The organism is Spiroplasma endosymbiont of Polydrusus cervinus, from assembly GCF_964019755.1.
GTDB lineage: Bacteria > Bacillota_I > Bacilli_A > Mycoplasmatales > Mycoplasmataceae > Spiroplasma.
The window spans coordinates 157,997-174,872 of sequence record NZ_OZ026469.1 but is presented as its reverse complement, the minus strand read 5'-3'; the positions used below and the strand labels follow the sequence as shown (position 1 = coordinate 174,872).

The 16,876-nt window shown below is 23.8% G+C and carries 19 protein-coding genes and 3 pseudogenes; 14 read left to right on the top strand and 8 right to left on the bottom strand.

From position 1 onward, the window contains the following. The first annotated feature begins 168 nt into the window (after positions 1 to 168). Positions 169 to 306 carry a hypothetical protein gene (locus tag AACK78_RS00985; protein WP_338955721.1) on the top strand — a complete coding sequence of 46 codons (138 nt, stop codon included), beginning with the start codon at positions 169 to 171 and terminating at the stop codon, positions 304 to 306. A 176-nt stretch (positions 307 to 482) separates the two neighbouring features. Here the strand turns inward: AACK78_RS00985 and AACK78_RS00980 are convergent, their stop codons facing one another. After that, positions 483 to 998, bottom strand: coding sequence for a hypothetical protein (locus AACK78_RS00980; RefSeq protein ID WP_338955718.1), 516 nt, complete (start codon positions 996 to 998; stop codon positions 483 to 485). A 311-nt stretch (positions 999 to 1,309) separates the two neighbouring features. On the opposite strand from AACK78_RS00980, the gene AACK78_RS00975 reads away from it, so the two are divergent. Continuing rightward, complete coding sequence (locus AACK78_RS00975; RefSeq protein ID WP_338955716.1) at positions 1,310 to 1,492, top strand: hypothetical protein; 183 nt, start codon at positions 1,310 to 1,312, stop codon at positions 1,490 to 1,492. A gap of 35 nt (positions 1,493 to 1,527) precedes the next feature. Here AACK78_RS00975 and AACK78_RS00970 read toward each other — a convergent pair whose 3' ends face one another. Next, on the bottom strand, positions 1,528 to 2,268 hold the full coding sequence (locus AACK78_RS00970) for a site-specific DNA-methyltransferase (RefSeq protein WP_338955713.1): 741 nt from the start codon (positions 2,266 to 2,268) through the stop codon (positions 1,528 to 1,530). Between the two features lie 815 nt (positions 2,269 to 3,083). Between AACK78_RS00970 and AACK78_RS00965 the strand changes: the two genes are divergently transcribed. Both AACK78_RS00965 and AACK78_RS00960 read left to right on the top strand, forming a co-directional pair. After that, entirely contained in the window at positions 3,084 to 3,293 is a 210-nt protein-coding gene (locus AACK78_RS00965; RefSeq protein WP_338955711.1) for a hypothetical protein, read from the top strand. Positions 3,294 to 3,613: 320 nt separating this feature from the next. Then, the gene (locus tag AACK78_RS00960; RefSeq protein ID WP_338955709.1) at positions 3,614 to 3,955 is read left to right on the top strand and encodes a holo-ACP synthase; all 342 of its coding nucleotides are present in this window, start codon (positions 3,614 to 3,616) and stop codon (positions 3,953 to 3,955) included. Positions 3,956 to 3,991: 36 nt separating this feature from the next. On the opposite strand, the gene AACK78_RS00955 is transcribed toward AACK78_RS00960, so the two are convergent. Together AACK78_RS00955 and AACK78_RS00950 are read right to left on the bottom strand one after the other, a co-directional pair. Then, positions 3,992 to 4,183, bottom strand: a complete 192-nt coding sequence (locus AACK78_RS00955) for a hypothetical protein (RefSeq protein ID WP_338955707.1) — start codon at positions 4,181 to 4,183, stop codon at positions 3,992 to 3,994. Between the two features lie 193 nt (positions 4,184 to 4,376). Further along, positions 4,377 to 6,419, bottom strand: coding sequence for a spiroplasma phage ORF1-like family protein (locus tag AACK78_RS00950; protein WP_338955705.1), 2,043 nt, complete (start codon positions 6,417 to 6,419; stop codon positions 4,377 to 4,379). Between the two features lie 540 nt (positions 6,420 to 6,959). On the opposite strand from AACK78_RS00950, the gene AACK78_RS00945 reads away from it, so the two are divergent. The 4 genes from AACK78_RS00945 to AACK78_RS00935 all read left to right on the top strand — a co-directional run bounded on the left by AACK78_RS00945 (position 6,960) and on the right by AACK78_RS00935 (position 9,452). After that, positions 6,960 to 7,121: a hypothetical protein gene (locus AACK78_RS00945; RefSeq protein WP_338954996.1), complete on the top strand. Its 162-nt coding sequence runs from the start codon at positions 6,960 to 6,962 to the stop codon at positions 7,119 to 7,121. A gap of 90 nt (positions 7,122 to 7,211) precedes the next feature. Beyond that, a complete protein-coding gene (locus AACK78_RS07225) occupies positions 7,212 to 7,490 on the top strand; it encodes an IS3 family transposase (protein ID WP_422396875.1) in 279 nt (92 codons plus the stop codon). A gap of 30 nt (positions 7,491 to 7,520) precedes the next feature. Then, positions 7,521 to 8,078, top strand: coding sequence for a DDE-type integrase/transposase/recombinase (locus tag AACK78_RS00940; protein ID WP_338955703.1), 558 nt, complete (start codon positions 7,521 to 7,523; stop codon positions 8,076 to 8,078). 156 nt (positions 8,079 to 8,234) lie between these two features. Then, positions 8,235 to 9,452, top strand: coding sequence for a hypothetical protein (locus AACK78_RS00935; RefSeq protein ID WP_338955701.1), 1,218 nt, complete (start codon positions 8,235 to 8,237; stop codon positions 9,450 to 9,452). A 241-nt stretch (positions 9,453 to 9,693) separates the two neighbouring features. Here AACK78_RS00935 and AACK78_RS07220 read toward each other — a convergent pair. The 4 genes and pseudogenes from AACK78_RS07220 to AACK78_RS07215 form a co-directional block, all read right to left on the bottom strand. Beyond that, a pseudogene (locus AACK78_RS07220) lies at positions 9,694 to 10,681 on the bottom strand (IS30 family transposase). A gap of 507 nt (positions 10,682 to 11,188) precedes the next feature. After that, a complete protein-coding gene (locus tag AACK78_RS00920; RefSeq protein WP_338955695.1) occupies positions 11,189 to 11,878 on the bottom strand; it encodes a SprT family zinc-dependent metalloprotease in 690 nt (229 codons plus the stop codon). A gap of 33 nt (positions 11,879 to 11,911) precedes the next feature. After that, positions 11,912 to 13,219: an MFS transporter gene (locus AACK78_RS00915; RefSeq protein WP_338955693.1), complete on the bottom strand. Its 1,308-nt coding sequence runs from the start codon at positions 13,217 to 13,219 to the stop codon at positions 11,912 to 11,914. Between the two features lie 196 nt (positions 13,220 to 13,415). Continuing rightward, positions 13,416 to 13,749 (bottom strand): annotated as a pseudogene (locus AACK78_RS07215) (IS30 family transposase); the annotation flags it as partial. Positions 13,750 to 13,880: 131 nt separating this feature from the next. Between AACK78_RS07215 and AACK78_RS00905 the strand changes: the two are divergent. From AACK78_RS00905 to xseB, 6 genes and pseudogenes are all read left to right on the top strand, one after another. After that, positions 13,881 to 14,144 carry a transposase family protein gene (locus AACK78_RS00905; protein ID WP_338954390.1) on the top strand — a complete coding sequence of 88 codons (264 nt, stop codon included), beginning with the start codon at positions 13,881 to 13,883 and terminating at the stop codon, positions 14,142 to 14,144. Beyond that, positions 14,111 to 14,383: pseudogene (locus AACK78_RS07210) on the top strand (hypothetical protein); the annotation flags it as partial. The gene AACK78_RS00905 and the pseudogene AACK78_RS07210, both read left to right, overlap by 34 nt. 21 nt (positions 14,384 to 14,404) lie before the next feature. After that, positions 14,405 to 14,902 (top strand): DDE-type integrase/transposase/recombinase, encoded by a 498-nt coding sequence (locus AACK78_RS00900; RefSeq protein WP_338955689.1) that lies wholly within the window; start codon positions 14,405 to 14,407, stop codon positions 14,900 to 14,902. Further along, positions 14,856 to 15,002: a hypothetical protein gene (locus tag AACK78_RS00895; RefSeq protein ID WP_338955687.1), complete on the top strand. Its 147-nt coding sequence runs from the start codon at positions 14,856 to 14,858 to the stop codon at positions 15,000 to 15,002. The genes AACK78_RS00900 and AACK78_RS00895 overlap by 47 nt, the downstream gene beginning before the upstream one ends. A gap of 370 nt (positions 15,003 to 15,372) precedes the next feature. Beyond that, complete coding sequence (gene xseA / locus AACK78_RS00890) at positions 15,373 to 16,665, top strand: exodeoxyribonuclease VII large subunit (RefSeq protein WP_338955686.1); 1,293 nt, start codon at positions 15,373 to 15,375, stop codon at positions 16,663 to 16,665. Next, complete coding sequence (xseB, locus tag AACK78_RS00885) at positions 16,655 to 16,876, top strand: exodeoxyribonuclease VII small subunit (protein WP_338955685.1); 222 nt, start codon at positions 16,655 to 16,657, stop codon at positions 16,874 to 16,876. Before xseA ends, xseB begins: the two co-directional genes overlap by 11 nt.

Below are 16,876 nucleotides of genomic sequence, written 5' to 3'. Positions count from 1 at the left end.
AAATTTAATAATAACAAACTTGTAATTGATAATTTAAATGATGCAATTAATAAAATTAAAAAAATAAAAAAAGATTTAAATAAAATAATAATTCATTCAGATCACGAATATCAATATACATCTAAAGATTACAATAGTAAATGTTTAGATAACAAAATTATAATTTCAATGGGTAAAAATTATCATTGTGCAGACAATATTATTATTGAGAGTTTTCATTCATTACTTAAAAAAGGAACAATCCATAATAAAAATTATAAATCTCATAATGAATATATTAATGATGTTAAAAAATGAAATAAATAATATTCAAACCAAAAAGAAAAATATATAATAAATGAAAGTTTGTAAACCTTTTTATTAATACTTACTAAACAGGGTGCAGTCTATTGACCTTTTTATTAATACTTACTAAACAGGGTGCAGTCTAGTCGTATCAAGTTCTTTTTTAATAAATTTATTAGGAACTTTATCAATGTCAATTATTTTAATATTATATTCTTTTTTTGTTTTAATCCTCTAATTTTTAATTCATTTTCACTAATTAATTGATCAATAATTCCAACATTATTAGTTAAATTCTTATTTTCTAAAATTAGTTGTTGTTGTTTTTCATACCAATAAATTTGTTTTTGTAAAATTTCATCTGTTAAATCTTTAAATTTATTGCTAATTTCTTTTTCAAATAATAATAAAATTCTTCTTACTTGATTTAAAATATTTTTTGATGAAGAAAGTGGATTTAAGTATTTTTTTTCTTCTATTTTTAAAATAGACTTTAATTCGCTACCATTATCTGCATCTTTTTTATTATTAATTGTGTAATTAATGATTTTATTTTGTAAAGAATTAAAATAATCAATATTATTTTTATCAGTTATTTTTGATATAAAATCTTTCAAACAATTTAAAGAATCATTAAGTGAATTCCTTAGTTTTATTTTTTCATCTTCAATATCATTTTTAGTTATTAATTCTTTTATAGTTATTAATTCCATATTTTTTATTTCTTCCTTTCGTTATTTACTATTAAATAGTTTGATTATTTTTAATGTTATAAAATAGAAAATTGGTAAACATATGGTATTTGTAATTAATATTCCGATAATTATTTGTTCTATATTTAAAATCGCAAGATTTAATCAAAAAAGTATAAAATCAATCGGAAAATAAATAATTATGTTTACTAATAAAATTAGAATAATTTTAATAATATGATTTATTTTTATTCAATTAATTAGTTTAATTAAAATTGCCAATAAACCCGTACCAATATTTCAACATAATGATCCCAAAGTAAAACCTCATAATGTTAAATCAGATAGAAAATAAATGTCCCATAAATCCAATTAAGAAACACCAATATCAATTTAAAATAAATCCGCCTACAAAAATGGGGATTAAAAATAATGGAATTGATGTTCTTGAAATAACTTGTATTTGCATTACTTGTGATAATACAACCGTCATGGCAATTAAAATTACCACATAATTTATTTTTTTAATTAATTGAAAGTTATTCATTTTTTAAAAATTTAATTTAAGTTCTATTTTATTTAATCTTTTTTCTATAATTGCAAAATAATTATTATTTATTTCACAACCTAGTCATTTTCTCTTTAATTGTTCACAAGCATATGCGGTTGTACCACTTCCCATAAAAGGATCTAAAATTATATCATTTTCTTTGCTATGTTTTTTAATCAAATCGCCAAATATATTTAATGGTTTTTCTGTTGGGTGTTCTGTTTTTTTATAAGATGAACCTATTGGGTTTTTAAATATTGTTTTTTTATTTTCATAGTTTTTTATATAGTTTGATATTGGATTTTTTTTAGAATAAATAATCATACAATATTCTTTATCTTGAAAAATAAAATTATTAGTTGGCATTGGATTTGTTTTTTCTCAAAAATAAAAATCAAAATTCATATTATTTTTATAAACTCAATCTAAGTAAGCTTTAATTTGTCTTCTATTCATTCAAATTAACATAAATTTATTTTTTGAAATTCGATAAAATTCATCTAAATAAGTATTTATATCAAATGAATTATGTAAATTATTATCATATATAGCGTTAATATATTTATTTATACTTTTTGATATTTCGCCATAATTTATTTGTTCTTTTTTTCTTGTTGGTAAATCATATAAATAAGGTGGATCAGTTAATATTAAATCAACGCTATCATTTTCTAATGTTTTGACAAAAGATAAAGCATCATTATTTATTAACTTACCTAAATTAGTCTTAAATTCTTTCATTAAATTATCATCCTATTTTTTATTTAACTAAAATTATTAAATATTTTTTTAACATTATTTTTTATATATAATTTTAAGATATGTTTATCAAAAATATTTAATTTAATATATTTATATTGTTTGTTTATGATAGAGATTGAAATAAATATATTATTAATACTTTTTACTTACTTTTACTCTAATTTATTTATTAACAAATATATTAATTTTGTTATTAACTAATTATTTATGAGAGAGAGTGAGAGAAATATTAATATTTTATTTTTTATCTCTTTATCTCTCTGTCTTTTAAATAAATATATTAAATATATAGTAAAAATAAATTTTGGAACATTTAAAATATGCAAAATAGTAAAAATTGGCACACTGAAAAATACTATTAAGTTTTCAAAGATCGTATATTAAATATTAATTTTTTAATAAATAATTAAGTGTGCCAATAGAAATTAATATAAATGGAACAGAGAAAAGACAACACCTTAAATTAGGAGAAAAAACAGGTACATTTTTTATAAAGACTTCTAAGATATTTAATAAATATTCAAACAACTTAAAGAGGACATCAAAAAGTTGCTATAAAGTTTTTTGTTTTATAAATAAGATGCTGTCTTTTCTCTATTTCAATTAAATTAATCTATAATTATGGTTTTATAAATAAATATACCACTTACTAAAATGGTTTATTATTCTTATTCAATTTCTTAGTTTTTTTCAAAACCCTTCTTTTTTCCATGCGACCAACAAAAATAGGAAACAAAATGATAATCGTGGAAAATTGCTTAATATTAGAGATTATAAGCAATTTTTAAATGATTATGGAAATAATTAAACAAATTGGTATTAGTAAATTTAGTTGTATTTTAACCGATAGAGGAAAAGAATTTTATAGATGAAAATCAATAGAAAAACATTTTCAAATAAGAGTTTATTTTTGTGATTCTGGTAAACCTTGTCAGAAAGAATTAGTAGAAAGAATAAATAGAGATATAAGGCGTTGATTTGGGTTAAAATGAGCCATTAATTAATATTTTTAGTAGATTAACATCTATTTTAGAAATATTAAATACCACAATTAGACCTTGCTTGGAAAATTTTACATCAAGACAATATTTTAAAAAAATTTTTTTAAATTAAATTAGTGTTTGTTAAGATTAGTAAAATTTATTTTTTGGAGGTTCATCGTACATAATGCCAATTATAAAATTAATATTAAAAACAATATTTTTAATTTAATATTTTTTGTGATTATTGTTTTTTTATTTTTAATTTGTTATAATTTTATTAACTTTTTATGATTTAGTTTTACAGTATACATCTTAATAGATATAAAACGGAGGAAAAAATTATGATTAAAAATGTTGGGATTGATATTGTTCAAAATAAACGAATCAAGTTATCAACCGCATTCGTTAAAAAATTATTAAGTCCAGTTGAATTAAAGCAATATACAACTTTTTTTGATAAAAATGCCCGACGCCAATTTTTAGCTGGACGTTGAGTGGTCAAAGAGGCCGTAGTTAAAGCCCTTGATATTAGGGTAATTTTAAACGAAGTGACGATTTATTTAAAGGATGATAATAATTTATTGGTTGAAGGATTATCTTTAGCCCAAAATGAAATTGTGCATGTTTCACTTAGCCATGAATGTGATTATAGTGTCGGTTTAGCAGTTTTTTCAACTTTTTAACAATTTTTAAAAATTGTTTTTTTTATTTTTAATTTGTTATAATTTTATTAACTTTTTATGATTTAGTTTTACAGTATACAATTTACATCTTTTTAAATTATTTATTTGTTTATAATTAGTTTCAATATTTAATTTTTCTTGTTTCTGATACGGACTAGCAGCAATTGTTATTGGTACAGCAGTTCCACTAATTGTTAATACACTCAATAAACTAAGTAATTTTTTCATCCTTGTTTTTCTCCTTTTCTTAATCTTGAAACTTTTTATCAAGATTTACCTGCATTATATATATACAAGCAAAATTACGAATTATTTTAAGAATTTTATCTTGAAAAATAGCTCTTATTACGCGTTTTAAGGGCTAAATTAACAATAAAATATATTTTTTTATATAATTTTATTTACAATTTACAGTTCATATTTATTTTTCTCCTTTTCGTTTGGCTTCTTCGTCAGCTTCGTCAGCTTTCATTTGAGCGATGTCTTTTGCGGTTTTTTCAGCAAACGCTTTCGCTTTTTTCTTGCGGATTGGTTCACAAATAAATGGTGTAATTACAAATTTTTTCAATAATCAACCAAGAAGCAGTAGTCCCGATAAAGAACCAACAATAATACCAACAATCGCTCAACCTGTTAATCCTTTTTTGTCATTGTTTAGTGTTGACTCAGGTGTTGTTGGTTGGTGTTTTATTTGTGTTGGAATAGTTTTGGTAGTAAAACTCAACAGTTTTGTGCTATCATCGACCGCTTGAATTTTGACATCTTTGCCCGTAGTTCAATCACCCGCAACAAGATTATTTGCGTTAATAGCATAATCGATGTTTTCTACAACATCAGGGACATACTTTTCAACTTGTGCTTTTACACTAGCAAGGAGTTTTGTTTTATAAGTATCAATTTCATCTTGGGTAACATTTTGAATGTTATAAACAACAAAGTTATCTAATTTTAGGTCTAAGTGGGCTAAGCTCTGCTTTCAAGTCTTCGACAACTCAAACAAATTATTTAACTGACTAGCACTAGAACCACGGATATTTTTATATCCGTTATCTTCTGCTCATTGTTCAAACTGTTTGCCATTATCAGTGTCAAAATAATGAGGCACTTTTTGTTTATCTGATACTTGCAGATAAATAGTTTTAGTATGCGTTGGTAAATCTTTATGTTGTAATTCAACTAAATAACGACCATCAACTGAACCATATTGTCCCTTATCAATCTCTAAACCATTTGTTTGGTCAATAGTACTTGATTGTGCTGTTTTATTTCATTGCTCATCACAGCCATACACAACCCCAGTTATGTTATTGCCAGTTGGTGGTTGTTTGATTTTAATAACACTTTTCCCATTCGCATAATAAAATGTATCAACTTTGTTTGTCATTTTACTTTTGCCAAGTTGTGCTAAATAATCTTTATCAATTTGAACACCACTTGCCAATGATGTTAAATAAATTTTTAAATCAACCACTGTTGCTGGTACAACGTTGTAAATTACAACAACTGAACCTTGATAACTTCTGCTAACATCGCGTGCTTTTAAAGTTGCCGAATGCATATCTTTTTTTTCAATTGCAATTTGAGAAAAATCAATATCAAGCGAATTATTTTTAATTATTTTTGCCTTGATAGTGTCATCATTGTTATTGGTAATATTTCCTAAGGTAGTGTTATTAATTAACTCGCTTAACTGTTTTGGAACTATTGGACTTGGTTGGTTAATTTTTGCTGCCACAACAACATCAATATCTTCACTTGTGTATTTAGTGCCATTTATATTATATTTGATAACTAATTTATGAGTCTTTTCACTTGTTGATGATTTCACATTGATATTTACTTTGTATTCTAACATATTTTGTTTAGCACTATCTCAATAAACTTCTTCAACATTCGGATTATTGATATTGATGTTTGTTTCGCCATCCACAGTCAACCGCATTCCAACATTAGACCAAGTCGCCGTTTTAGAACCATCAGCAAGTGAAAACGAAATTCCTTTTTGAAATAAAGAACTATCTTTTCAATCTGTTATTTCACCAGTACTAGAATTTATTTCGGGTAAATTAGGTTCGCCAACGCCATCCCAGCGATACATTTTTTTAACATGTTTGAAGGGAAAGTAATAACCATTAAATTTTATGTTACCACCTAAAGTTAAAACATCTCATTTTGAATTAAATTTAACAACATTGTTGGGAATATAATTGTATGGGACTATAAAAAAATATCACTTATCGTATTTTTTTTCTATTTCTCTCCCACCAATTGTTTTGGAAATTAATTTTCAATTAAAATTTAAATTTTTGCCGTTTTCCATTTTTATTTGTAATCCATCTGTGACATCTTTTTCAGTTGTTCCAACATCGCGTTTGGTGCGAGTTTGTACTGTGTTGGCTAATAACGGAGCCGGAACACTCGTTGCCAGCGTAGTTATAGTTAATAAGCTTAGTAATTTTTTCATTTCCTTTGTTTCCCTTCTGTTCTCTTTTTTTATTAAAAAGAGAACAGCACCACTGCACACTATTCCCACAAGCAATTTTCAAAACATTTCACAAGAGTATAATAAACAAAATACCCAAGTAAAATATGTTAAAATTGTCTATGAAAACGCTAGCGTTTCCACGATACTAAATTGTTTTACAAACAACTTAGTATCACTTTGTATAATTTTAAGAAGTAAGGAAGCCAAATCACTCACTACTATTATTTTACTATACTCTTTATAGATAGGGTATTTTTTATATATTTGCTATTTTATTTCCTTGATCCAGTTCTTCGTATGCTTGTTTTTGTCGCCAAGAATTATTTATAATTAAATTAGTCGCCTTTTTTCTTTTTCCAATGTATACTGTAAAAATAAATCATAAAAATCTAATAAAATTATAACAAATTAAAAATAAAAAACAATAATTACAAAAAATATTAAATTAAATAGACTGCACCCAAAAAAGTAAGTAAAGAAAAAAGCCTTTGCTAAACTTTAAAGGAGGTGCATTTTTATATGGCAAGAAAAGGACAAAAATTTAATAAATATACAGCATATTTTCGAAAAATGATAGTACAAGAGGTTAAAAATAATAGTATAAGTTTTATTGCAAAAAAATATCAAATTAATAAAAAACTGTTGCTTCATGGTATGAAAATTTTAAGAAAGGAATTTTAAACACCAATAAAGGTCCACAAGAATCATTTGAAAAAAGAGATTTAAACTATTACAAAGTTAGGTATGAATTACTAAAAAGCTTCATGACTTTTACAATTAAATAAAAGAAAAATTGTATCTTTTATCAAAGAAAACATTAATAAATATCCACTAAATTTATTACTTGATATAACAGATTTAAAGCGTAGTTATTGAGATAAATATAAAAATTATTCAAGTAATGGTAAGGATAGCGAATCATTAAAAAATATTGTAAAAGTCTATGAAGAAAATTTAAAACAATTTGGTTATCGTCGAATTACCAAATATTTAAAAGAAGATTATGGCATTGTTTATAATGCTAAGAAAGTATTGCGAATTATGAAATAAAATAATATTCAAGCTGAATATGTAAAGCGTATGCGTAGAAAAATATTAATAAAACAAAATAGAAATAAAAATATAATTAAATATCCTGATTTAGTAAATCGTAATTTTAATGATATTAAAGAAAGATTTTCAATTTTATTTACTGATGTAACTTATTTAATTTGAAATGGTAAAAAACATTATCAATCAACAATACTTGATGGATATACTAAAGAAATTATTGATGTAAAATGATCAAAATTTAATAATAACAAACTTGTAATTGATAATTTAAATGATGCAATTAATAAAATTAAAAAAATAAAAAAAGATTTAAATAAAATAATAATTCATTCAGATCACGAATATCAATATACATCTAAAGATTACAATAGTAAATGTTTAGATAACAAAATTATAATTTCAATGGGTAAAAATTATCATTGTGCAGACAACATTATTATTGAAAGTTTTCATTCATTACTTAAAAAAGGAACAATCCATAATAAAAATTATAAATCTCATAATAAATATATTAATGATGTTAAAAAATGAAATAAATGATATTCAAACCAAAAAGAAAAATATATAATAAATGAAAGTTTGTAAACCTTTTTATTAATACTTACTAAACAGGGTGCAGTCTAAAAATGATATTTTTAATTTAATATTTTTTGTAATTATTGTTTTTTATTTTTAATTTGTTATAATTTTATTAGATTTTTATGATTTATTTTTACAGTATACAGGATGTGATAATAAAAAATGACAAATACATTACGAAATTGAAAAATAATAATGATCATTCAAGGGATTTTAATGGGAGCATTATTTTCATTTATTCCATTTCAAATTTTTGACAAATTTGGTGTAACAAAAATTTGATTCTTCTTATTAATTCCAATTGCAATGTTCTTTTTTACCCCGTTATGAGCAAAAGTTAAAAAGAAAAAAAGTAATACTTTTATTCTTCAAATTAATAGTTTTTTTCTATTTATTTTTCTATCATTATTAATGACTATTAATTTTTTTGATAATAATTTAATTATTTATTTTTATCCCCTGTTGCTTTTTTGCACAGAAATGTTTGTTGCTGGAATGGTTCCCTTCTCAATGGAAATTATTCGGAGTTATGCTCATGAACATCATTTAAAAACAAACCCTAGTCTTTATTTTATTATGGGGAGTGTTGTGACAATTATAATTCCATTTTTATTACAATACTTTTTAAAAGACTTAGCAGCTAAAATTAGCTTACAAGCATATTTTAGTTTGTTTACATTAATTAATTTTAGTTTAATTTTCTTTAACCATAATTTACAAACAGAAGAAATTACCTTTAAAATTAATCCGGCTAGTTGAAAAATGTTGCGAAAAAATAAACAATTTTGAAGTTATTTATATTCATCAAGTTTTTTATATAGTATTAATGAACTTTTGGGTTATATTTTACCGATTTTAGTTTTTAATAAAAATAATATGCCAATGATAATCATCATAATTGGTAGTTTATATGTTATTCGTAAATTAAGTTATCTATTTGGATATTTAATTAAAACAAATCAAAATATTAAACAACAAATTATTTGTAACACTACGATTGCTATCGTCGTAATTGGCTTATTATTAGGATTAACAATTTCCTATTTTCCGTTCCAAACTCAGTTATCATATACTTTATACTTAACAATTGGGTTAGGGGGTAGTCAATTTTTAATTGGGTGTTGTTTAGGAAATTTAAGTCGGATTCAAAAAAATAATATTATTAATTTAGTTGGTTCTGAACATTTAACATTAGGATTAATGATTGAACATGTCTTTGGCCGTGCTATCTTTAGTTTATTATTAAGTATCATTATTATGCCAAATATGATCAATTTTTATGCAAATATATTAACTTATATTATTATTTACAGTATTATCATTGGAATGTTACTTTTTAGTTTTAGTTTTCTTTTTATAAAACTACCAGTAAAAAAATAAATTGGATTGGCAACCCTTTTTAGGACACTTTTTATATGGACTGTTGTTTTCTAAATTCAACAGGTGTTGTATATTGTAAAACTAAATCATAAAAAGTTAATAAAATTATAACAAATTAAAAATAAAAAGCAATAATCACAAAAAATAGTAAATTAAAAATATTGTTTTTAATATTTATTTTTAAAATTATAAAATTAAACACAACAAAAAATAAATTTTATTAATCTTAACAAACACTAATTTAATTTAAAAAAATTTTTTTAAAATATTTTCTTGATGTAAAATTTTCCAAGCAAGGTCTAATTGTGGTATTTAATATATCTAAAATAGATTTTAATCTACTACGAATATTAATTAATGGCTCATTTTGACCCAATCAACGCCTTATATCTCTACTTATTCTTTCTACTAATGCTTTCTGGCAAGGTTTACCAGGATCACAAAAATAAACTCTTATTTTAAAGTTTTTTTCTATTGTTTTTCATCTATAAAATTCTTTTCCTCTATCGGTTAAAATATAACTAAATTTATTAATACCAATTTGTTTAATCATTTTCATTAAAATTGTTAATACAATACTTGCCTTTTTACTAAATAAAATATGATAAAAAAGTATTTTTGATTTACGATTTACTAAAACTAACAAATAAAAATTATCACAATCAAGAGTATCCATTTTTCAAATTCCACTAAAACTTAAATCATTTCCATAATCATTTAAAAATTGCTTATAATCTCTAATATTAAGTAATTTTCCACGATTATCATTTTGTTCCCTATTTTTTTGTTTTTCTTTTTTTATTTTTAATATATAACATTTCTTTTTTTAAATTAAAATAACCTAATTTAATATATTTATACATTGTTTTAAAACATACACCAAATTTTACATTATATTGTAATTCATACGAAGTAATAATATTTTGTGGCGAACGACCAAAATTATTATATTCATTAGAAAAATGACTTAATTCTTGTGAATTTAACATTGAATATTTACGACATTGTTTTTTATTTTTATCATGTATTTTTTGTGCTTTTGCAGCATTATAATCATTAATATTATCAAACATATTTAACTCTTGCCAAATAGTTCTATAGTCTCTATTCATTTGTTTAGCAATTTTTTGAATATTAATTGTTTCATTTTTCTTTTTAAATAATTCATTATTTTTTAATTTTTCCAAATTTACTCTTTCATTAAAATCTAATCTTTCATATTTTTTCATACTTTACCTCCTAAAATATTTAAAATGTTATAATTATTGCACATAAATTATAACATTTTAAATATTTTAGGAGGTAATCGGATTAAAAGCAACAAGTACAACATCATTAATTAGTTGCAAAAAACCAAATAATAGTGAAAGCGGGGAGTAGTAAACCAGAACCCAAATCACAACAACCACCAGTTGAAAGTAATTGAAAGTTAATTGAAAATTGTAAATTACGCGGGATAATTTATTCTTTACTTTTTAATTTCAATATCATTTGCAATCTTATTGACAGTATTAATAACAATATCTTTACCATACTTTTTACTAACGATCGCAAAATTAAATATTGCTTTATTTGCATAATTTTAACCTCCTATAATTAACTTAAAAATTAACTTAAAAAGTTAACTAAATTAATAGTTAACTTTTTATGATTTGGTATTTACAATTTACACTAAATATAAAGCACATTTTTCATCTCCTTACTTAGTTAAAATATAAATTAAAAAGAAAACCATTTTAAATTCCTGGTTTTTTTAAAATTTCAACCTTTTCGCGATAATTTGGCATATATTTTTCAACATGATATCAAAATGATTTCGAATGATTATGATGAACTAAATGGGATAACTCATGAATAATAACATATTCTAATACCATTGGATTAAAATGAATTAATTTGGTATTTAAAACAATTTTTTCAGTTTGGGGATAACAAACACCTCATTTGCGAATCATTGTTTTAATTGTTAAATTTTTATAAGAGAAATTCATCGTTTTTGCTCATTTATTTAATAATTGTTCAAATTTATAACTAAATTTTTGTTTTAAAAAACTATGTAACTTTTTAACATTTTCATCATAACTACCAGCGTCTTTTAATAAGAATACTTGGCGATTAATGATTTTTGTATGGATATTTTCTTGGGTCAATTGCAATGTATATTTTTCATTAAAAACATAAACATAACCCATGCCATTAGGGTTAATAACAATTTTCCGATAATTATCGTGAACATTAATTACGGTAATAATTTTTTTAATATTTTTATAAATTAAAGCTTCAATTTCCCAATCATACGCATAGCTAGGGGCTGATACTTTAATTTTGCCATTATTAACATTCAACACAATATTCTTTTGTTCTTTAATAATTAAATCATATTTAATTAAATTTCCCTGATACGGTAGCACTTTTTGCAATGCCATGCTGTCCCGCCCCCCTATCATAATTTGCCTTAATTAATGATTATTATCTATTTTGTCATCATTTTCATTATAATCATCAAGATTATCATCTAAATTTGATGATTGAAAAGAATGCTTTGTTGCTGGTTTTTTAGTAATATCTTCGCGATATTTTTTCCCGGCAGTTCAAATTTTATCAATATCACCTAAAAAAACTTTCCCATAATACGAACTATCAACACGCGCATTCGGATTAATTCGTTGTTTTCTACTTGGCTGTGGAACTGAACCAATTCGTTCAGCTAATTCTGTTGTATCTAATGGCATATGTTGCTTTGATTTTGGAATAATAATTGAACTATGCGAAGATGAACGTCCTCTTGATGATCCTGTCCCCGCACTAAAAATTGGTGCTGAATAATCGTGGTGTTTAATAATATCGCTTTTTTGTACAAAATTACCTTCTTTTTCAAGCAATAAACCTGCTGGTGATTCATCAACGATTCCTTCGCCATCTTTAATTGTACGTAAATATTGACCCTCTTTGCCAATACGCATTGCTCCATTTGAATTATGAATATTACTATTATTTTCTTCTTCTGAAAGAAGATGGGCCTCACCTTCTTCATGTAAAAGAGCATTACGAGCCATCTTCGCTTTTAAATCATTCATTGATGAAACTGTTTTATTAACCGCTGGTGTTCGTTCTTTAACGTTAGAAAGCTCAGCAGAACTTACCATCTCTTTTTGTAGTGTTACGCCAAGTGCTCCAATTTTATCAGTTTTTAAATTAATTGCTGACAAACGATTTTGTTGATCTTGGGTTAATACTTTCATTTTTTGAGTTTTTCCATAATAAACTATTGCTAAAACACCACCAAGGAAAGTTAAAACTGGTCCAATAAATAATAAAATAATTCCCGTATTAAAGTTACGACCTAATTTAAAAATATTTAAACTTTTGTTTAAATTCTCTGGTTGTCCAGCAAGAAAAACAGCCATTGATAATAAAATAACACTCGCTAGACCAATAATAAAAGCTAAACTAGCTCCAAATCCTTTATAAGCATTATTTTTTCTTAAATAATTTGGAATTAAATACATTGACACTAAAAAAGAAGAAATTGCTATTAAAATACCACCGACTACTTCTGGTTTTGCCATCATATTATTATATACTCTTCTATTTGAAAACTGTAAAACTAAACGCCGAATATCTTCTAATAACATGTATGCAGCATTATAAAGAAACATTTGACTACTAATTTTATTTTTTAAAATAATTAATAATCCAAATAGTAACGTACTAAAAATTCCTCCAATTGTTAAGAAAATTAATGAAACTCTTCGTAATTTCTTCATTTTTTTCACCTATCTTTTAAACTGTATACTATAAAACTAAATCATAAAAAGCTAATAAAATTATAACAAATTAAAAATAAAAAACAATAATCACAAAAAATATTAAATTAAAAATATTGTTTTTAATATTTATTTTTAAAATTATAAAATTAAACACAACAAAAAATAAATTTTACTAATCTTAACAAACACTAATTTAATTTAAAAAAATTTTTTTAAAATATTGTCTTGATGTAAAATTTTCCAAGCAAGGTCTAATTGTGGTATTTAATATATCTAAAATAGATTTTAATCTACTACGAATATTAATTAATGGCTCATTTTAATCCAAATCAACGCCTTATATCTCTATTTATTCTTTCTACTAATGCTTTCTGACGAGGTTTACCAGGATCACAAAAATAAACTCTTATTTTAAAGTGTTTTTCTATTGTTTTTCATCTATAAAATTCTTTTCCTCTATCGGTTAAAATACAACTAAATTTACTAATACAAATTTGTTTAATCATTTTCATTAAAATTATTAATACAAATATAGACTGCACCCAAAAAAGTAAGTAAAGAAAAAAAGTCTTTGCTAAACTTTAAGGATAGACTGCACCCAAAAGAGTAAGTAAAGAAAAAAAGTCTTTGCTAAACTTTAAAGGAGGTGCATTTTTATATGGCAAGAAAAGGACAAAAATTTAATAAATATACAGCATATTTTCGAAAAATGATAGTACAAGAGGTTAAAAATAATAGTATAAGTTTTATTGCAAAAAAATATCAAATTAATAAAAAAACTGTTGCTTCATGGTATGAAAATTTTAAGAAAGGAATTTTAAACACCAATAAAGGTCCAAAAGAATCATTTGAAAAAAGAGATTTAAACTATTACAAAGTTAGGTATGAATTACTAAAAAAGCTTCATGACTTTTACAATTAAATAAAAGAAAAATTGTATCTTTTATCAAAGAAAACATTAATAAATATCCACTAAATTTATTACTTGATATAACAGATTTAAAGCGTAGTTATTGAGATAAATATAAAAATTATTCAAGTAATGGTAAGGATAGCGAATCATTAAAAAATATTGTAAAAGTCTATGAAGAAAATTTAAAACAATTTGGTTATCGTCGAATTACCAAATATTTAAAAGAAGATTATGGCATTGTTTATAATGCTAAGAAAGTATTGCGAATTATGAAAGAAAATAATATTCAAGCTGAATATGTAAAGCGTATGCGTAGAAAAATATTAATAAAAAAAAATAGAAATAAAAATATAATTAAATATCCTGATTTAGTAAATCGTAATTTTAATGATATTAAAGAAAGATTTTCAATTTTATTTACTGATGTAACTTATTTAATTTGAAATGGTAAAAAACATTATCAATCAACAATACTTGATGGATATACTAAAGAAATTATTGATGTAAAATGATCAAAATTTAATAATAACAAACTTGTAATTGATAATTTAAATGATGCAATTAATAAAATTAAAAAAATAAAAAAAGATTTAAATAAAATAATAATTCATTCAGATCACGGATATCAATATACATCTAAAAATTACAATAGTAAATGTTTAGATAACAAAATTATAATTTCAATGGGTAAAAATTATCATTGTGCAGACAACATTATTATTGAAAGTTTTCATTCATTACTTAAAAAAGGAACAATCCATAAATAAAAATTATAAATCTCATAATGAATATATTAATGATGTTAAAAAATGAAATAAATGATATTCAAACCAAAAAGAAAAATATATAATAAATGAAAGTTTGTAAACCTTTTTATTAATACTTACTAAACGGGGTGCAGTCTAAGCACTCCTTTAGATAATGCAGTTATAGAAAGTTTTCATTCAATTTTAAAGAAAGAAACTATTTACAATAATATTATCAAAACAAAACACGATATGATTAATTTAATTCATAAATGAATGAATTTTAAACAAACATATCGTGTAGAATATTAATACCAAATGTTTTTTATTTTATGTTTACTTTTTGGGTATCGTTCCATTTAATTTACTATTTTTTGTGATTATTGTTTTTTATTTTTAATTTGTTATAATTTTATTAACTTTTTATGATTTAGTTTTACATTATACAATATTATTAATTGGAGGAGCATGACAACAATTGGAGGGGGCATATGAGTAAAAATATTTATACGGTTAGTGAAGTTAATTATTATTTAAAAACAATGATTGAACAAGAACCAAATTTAATTAATATTTCTTTGCAGGGAGAAATTTCTAATATTACAAATCATTCTTCAGGGCATATTTATTTTACAATTAAAGATGATAAAGCCCAAATTCGGGCAATTATGTTCGCTTTTAGTGCTAAAAATTTAAAATTTAAATTAAAAGAGGGCTTAAAAATTGTGGCAACAGGTTCGATTAAAGTATATGAACCACAAGGGACATATAGTTTGCAAGTTGTTGCATTGTCTTTACAAGGTGTTGGTGATTTATTTTTAAAATACGAAGCATTAAAGCAAGAATTAAATAAAAAAGGATGGTTTGATCAATCCTTAAAAAAACCAATTCCTCGCTTTCCAAATAATATTGGGGTTATAACAGCGCCAACCGGAGCTGTCATTCGCGATATTATTACCACCATTCATCGTCGTTTTTCACAAGCAAATATTTATTTATTTCCTAGTTTAGTGCAAGGATCTGAGGCGAAACATGATATTCGCACAAAAATTAAGGCAGCCCAAGCTTTTAAACCACAAATTGATACCTTAATTGTTGGCCGTGGTGGTGGTAGTATTGAAGATTTATGAGCCTTTAATGAAATTGAAGTTATTGAGGCAATTTATCAAGCAACGATTCCAATTATTGCTGCTGTTGGGCATGAGGTTGATTTTACGTTGACTGATTTTGTTAGTGATTTACGAGCACCAACCCCAACTGCTGCGGCTGAATTAGCAACCCCTGATCAAAAAGAATTAGGAACTTATTTACAACAACAACGGTGTAGTTTAATTAATATTATTAAAAGCAAGGTTGATAAGGTCGGAGATAAGTTAAATGATTTAAAACATAGTTATGTGTTAACAAAGCCACAAGCTTTGTATACTAATCAGCAGCATGTTTATCAATTGTTATTAAATAAATTTAATATCTTACAAGAGACTTTTTTTTTAGCAAATAAGAATATGATTAAAACGTATTATCAAACTTTAATAAGTACAATTCAGCAACAAATATTAACAATTGAACATATTAAAAATAATTTATTAAGTAAATTAGACTTATTAAGTCCGTTAAAAACATTAACACGAGGATATAGTATTACCTACAATAATAATAAAAATGTCGTAATAACAACTCAAGATATTAAGAATAATGATATAATTATAACACGTGTGCAAGATGGAATTATTCAATCAATCGTGCAATCAATTAATAAGGATGGTGAAAAAAATGACAAATAATAAATCATTTGAACAAATTTTAGAAAAATTAAAACAAATCGTTAATGATTTAGAAAATAATCAATTACCATTAGATCAAGCAATTGATGCTTTTGAAACTGGCATTAAATTAACGAAAGTAGCTGAAACTAAGTTACAAGATATTAAAGATAAAGTCACTAAAATTGTTAAAGATAATAATGCCACTGATTTTAAAGTTGATGAAGACTAG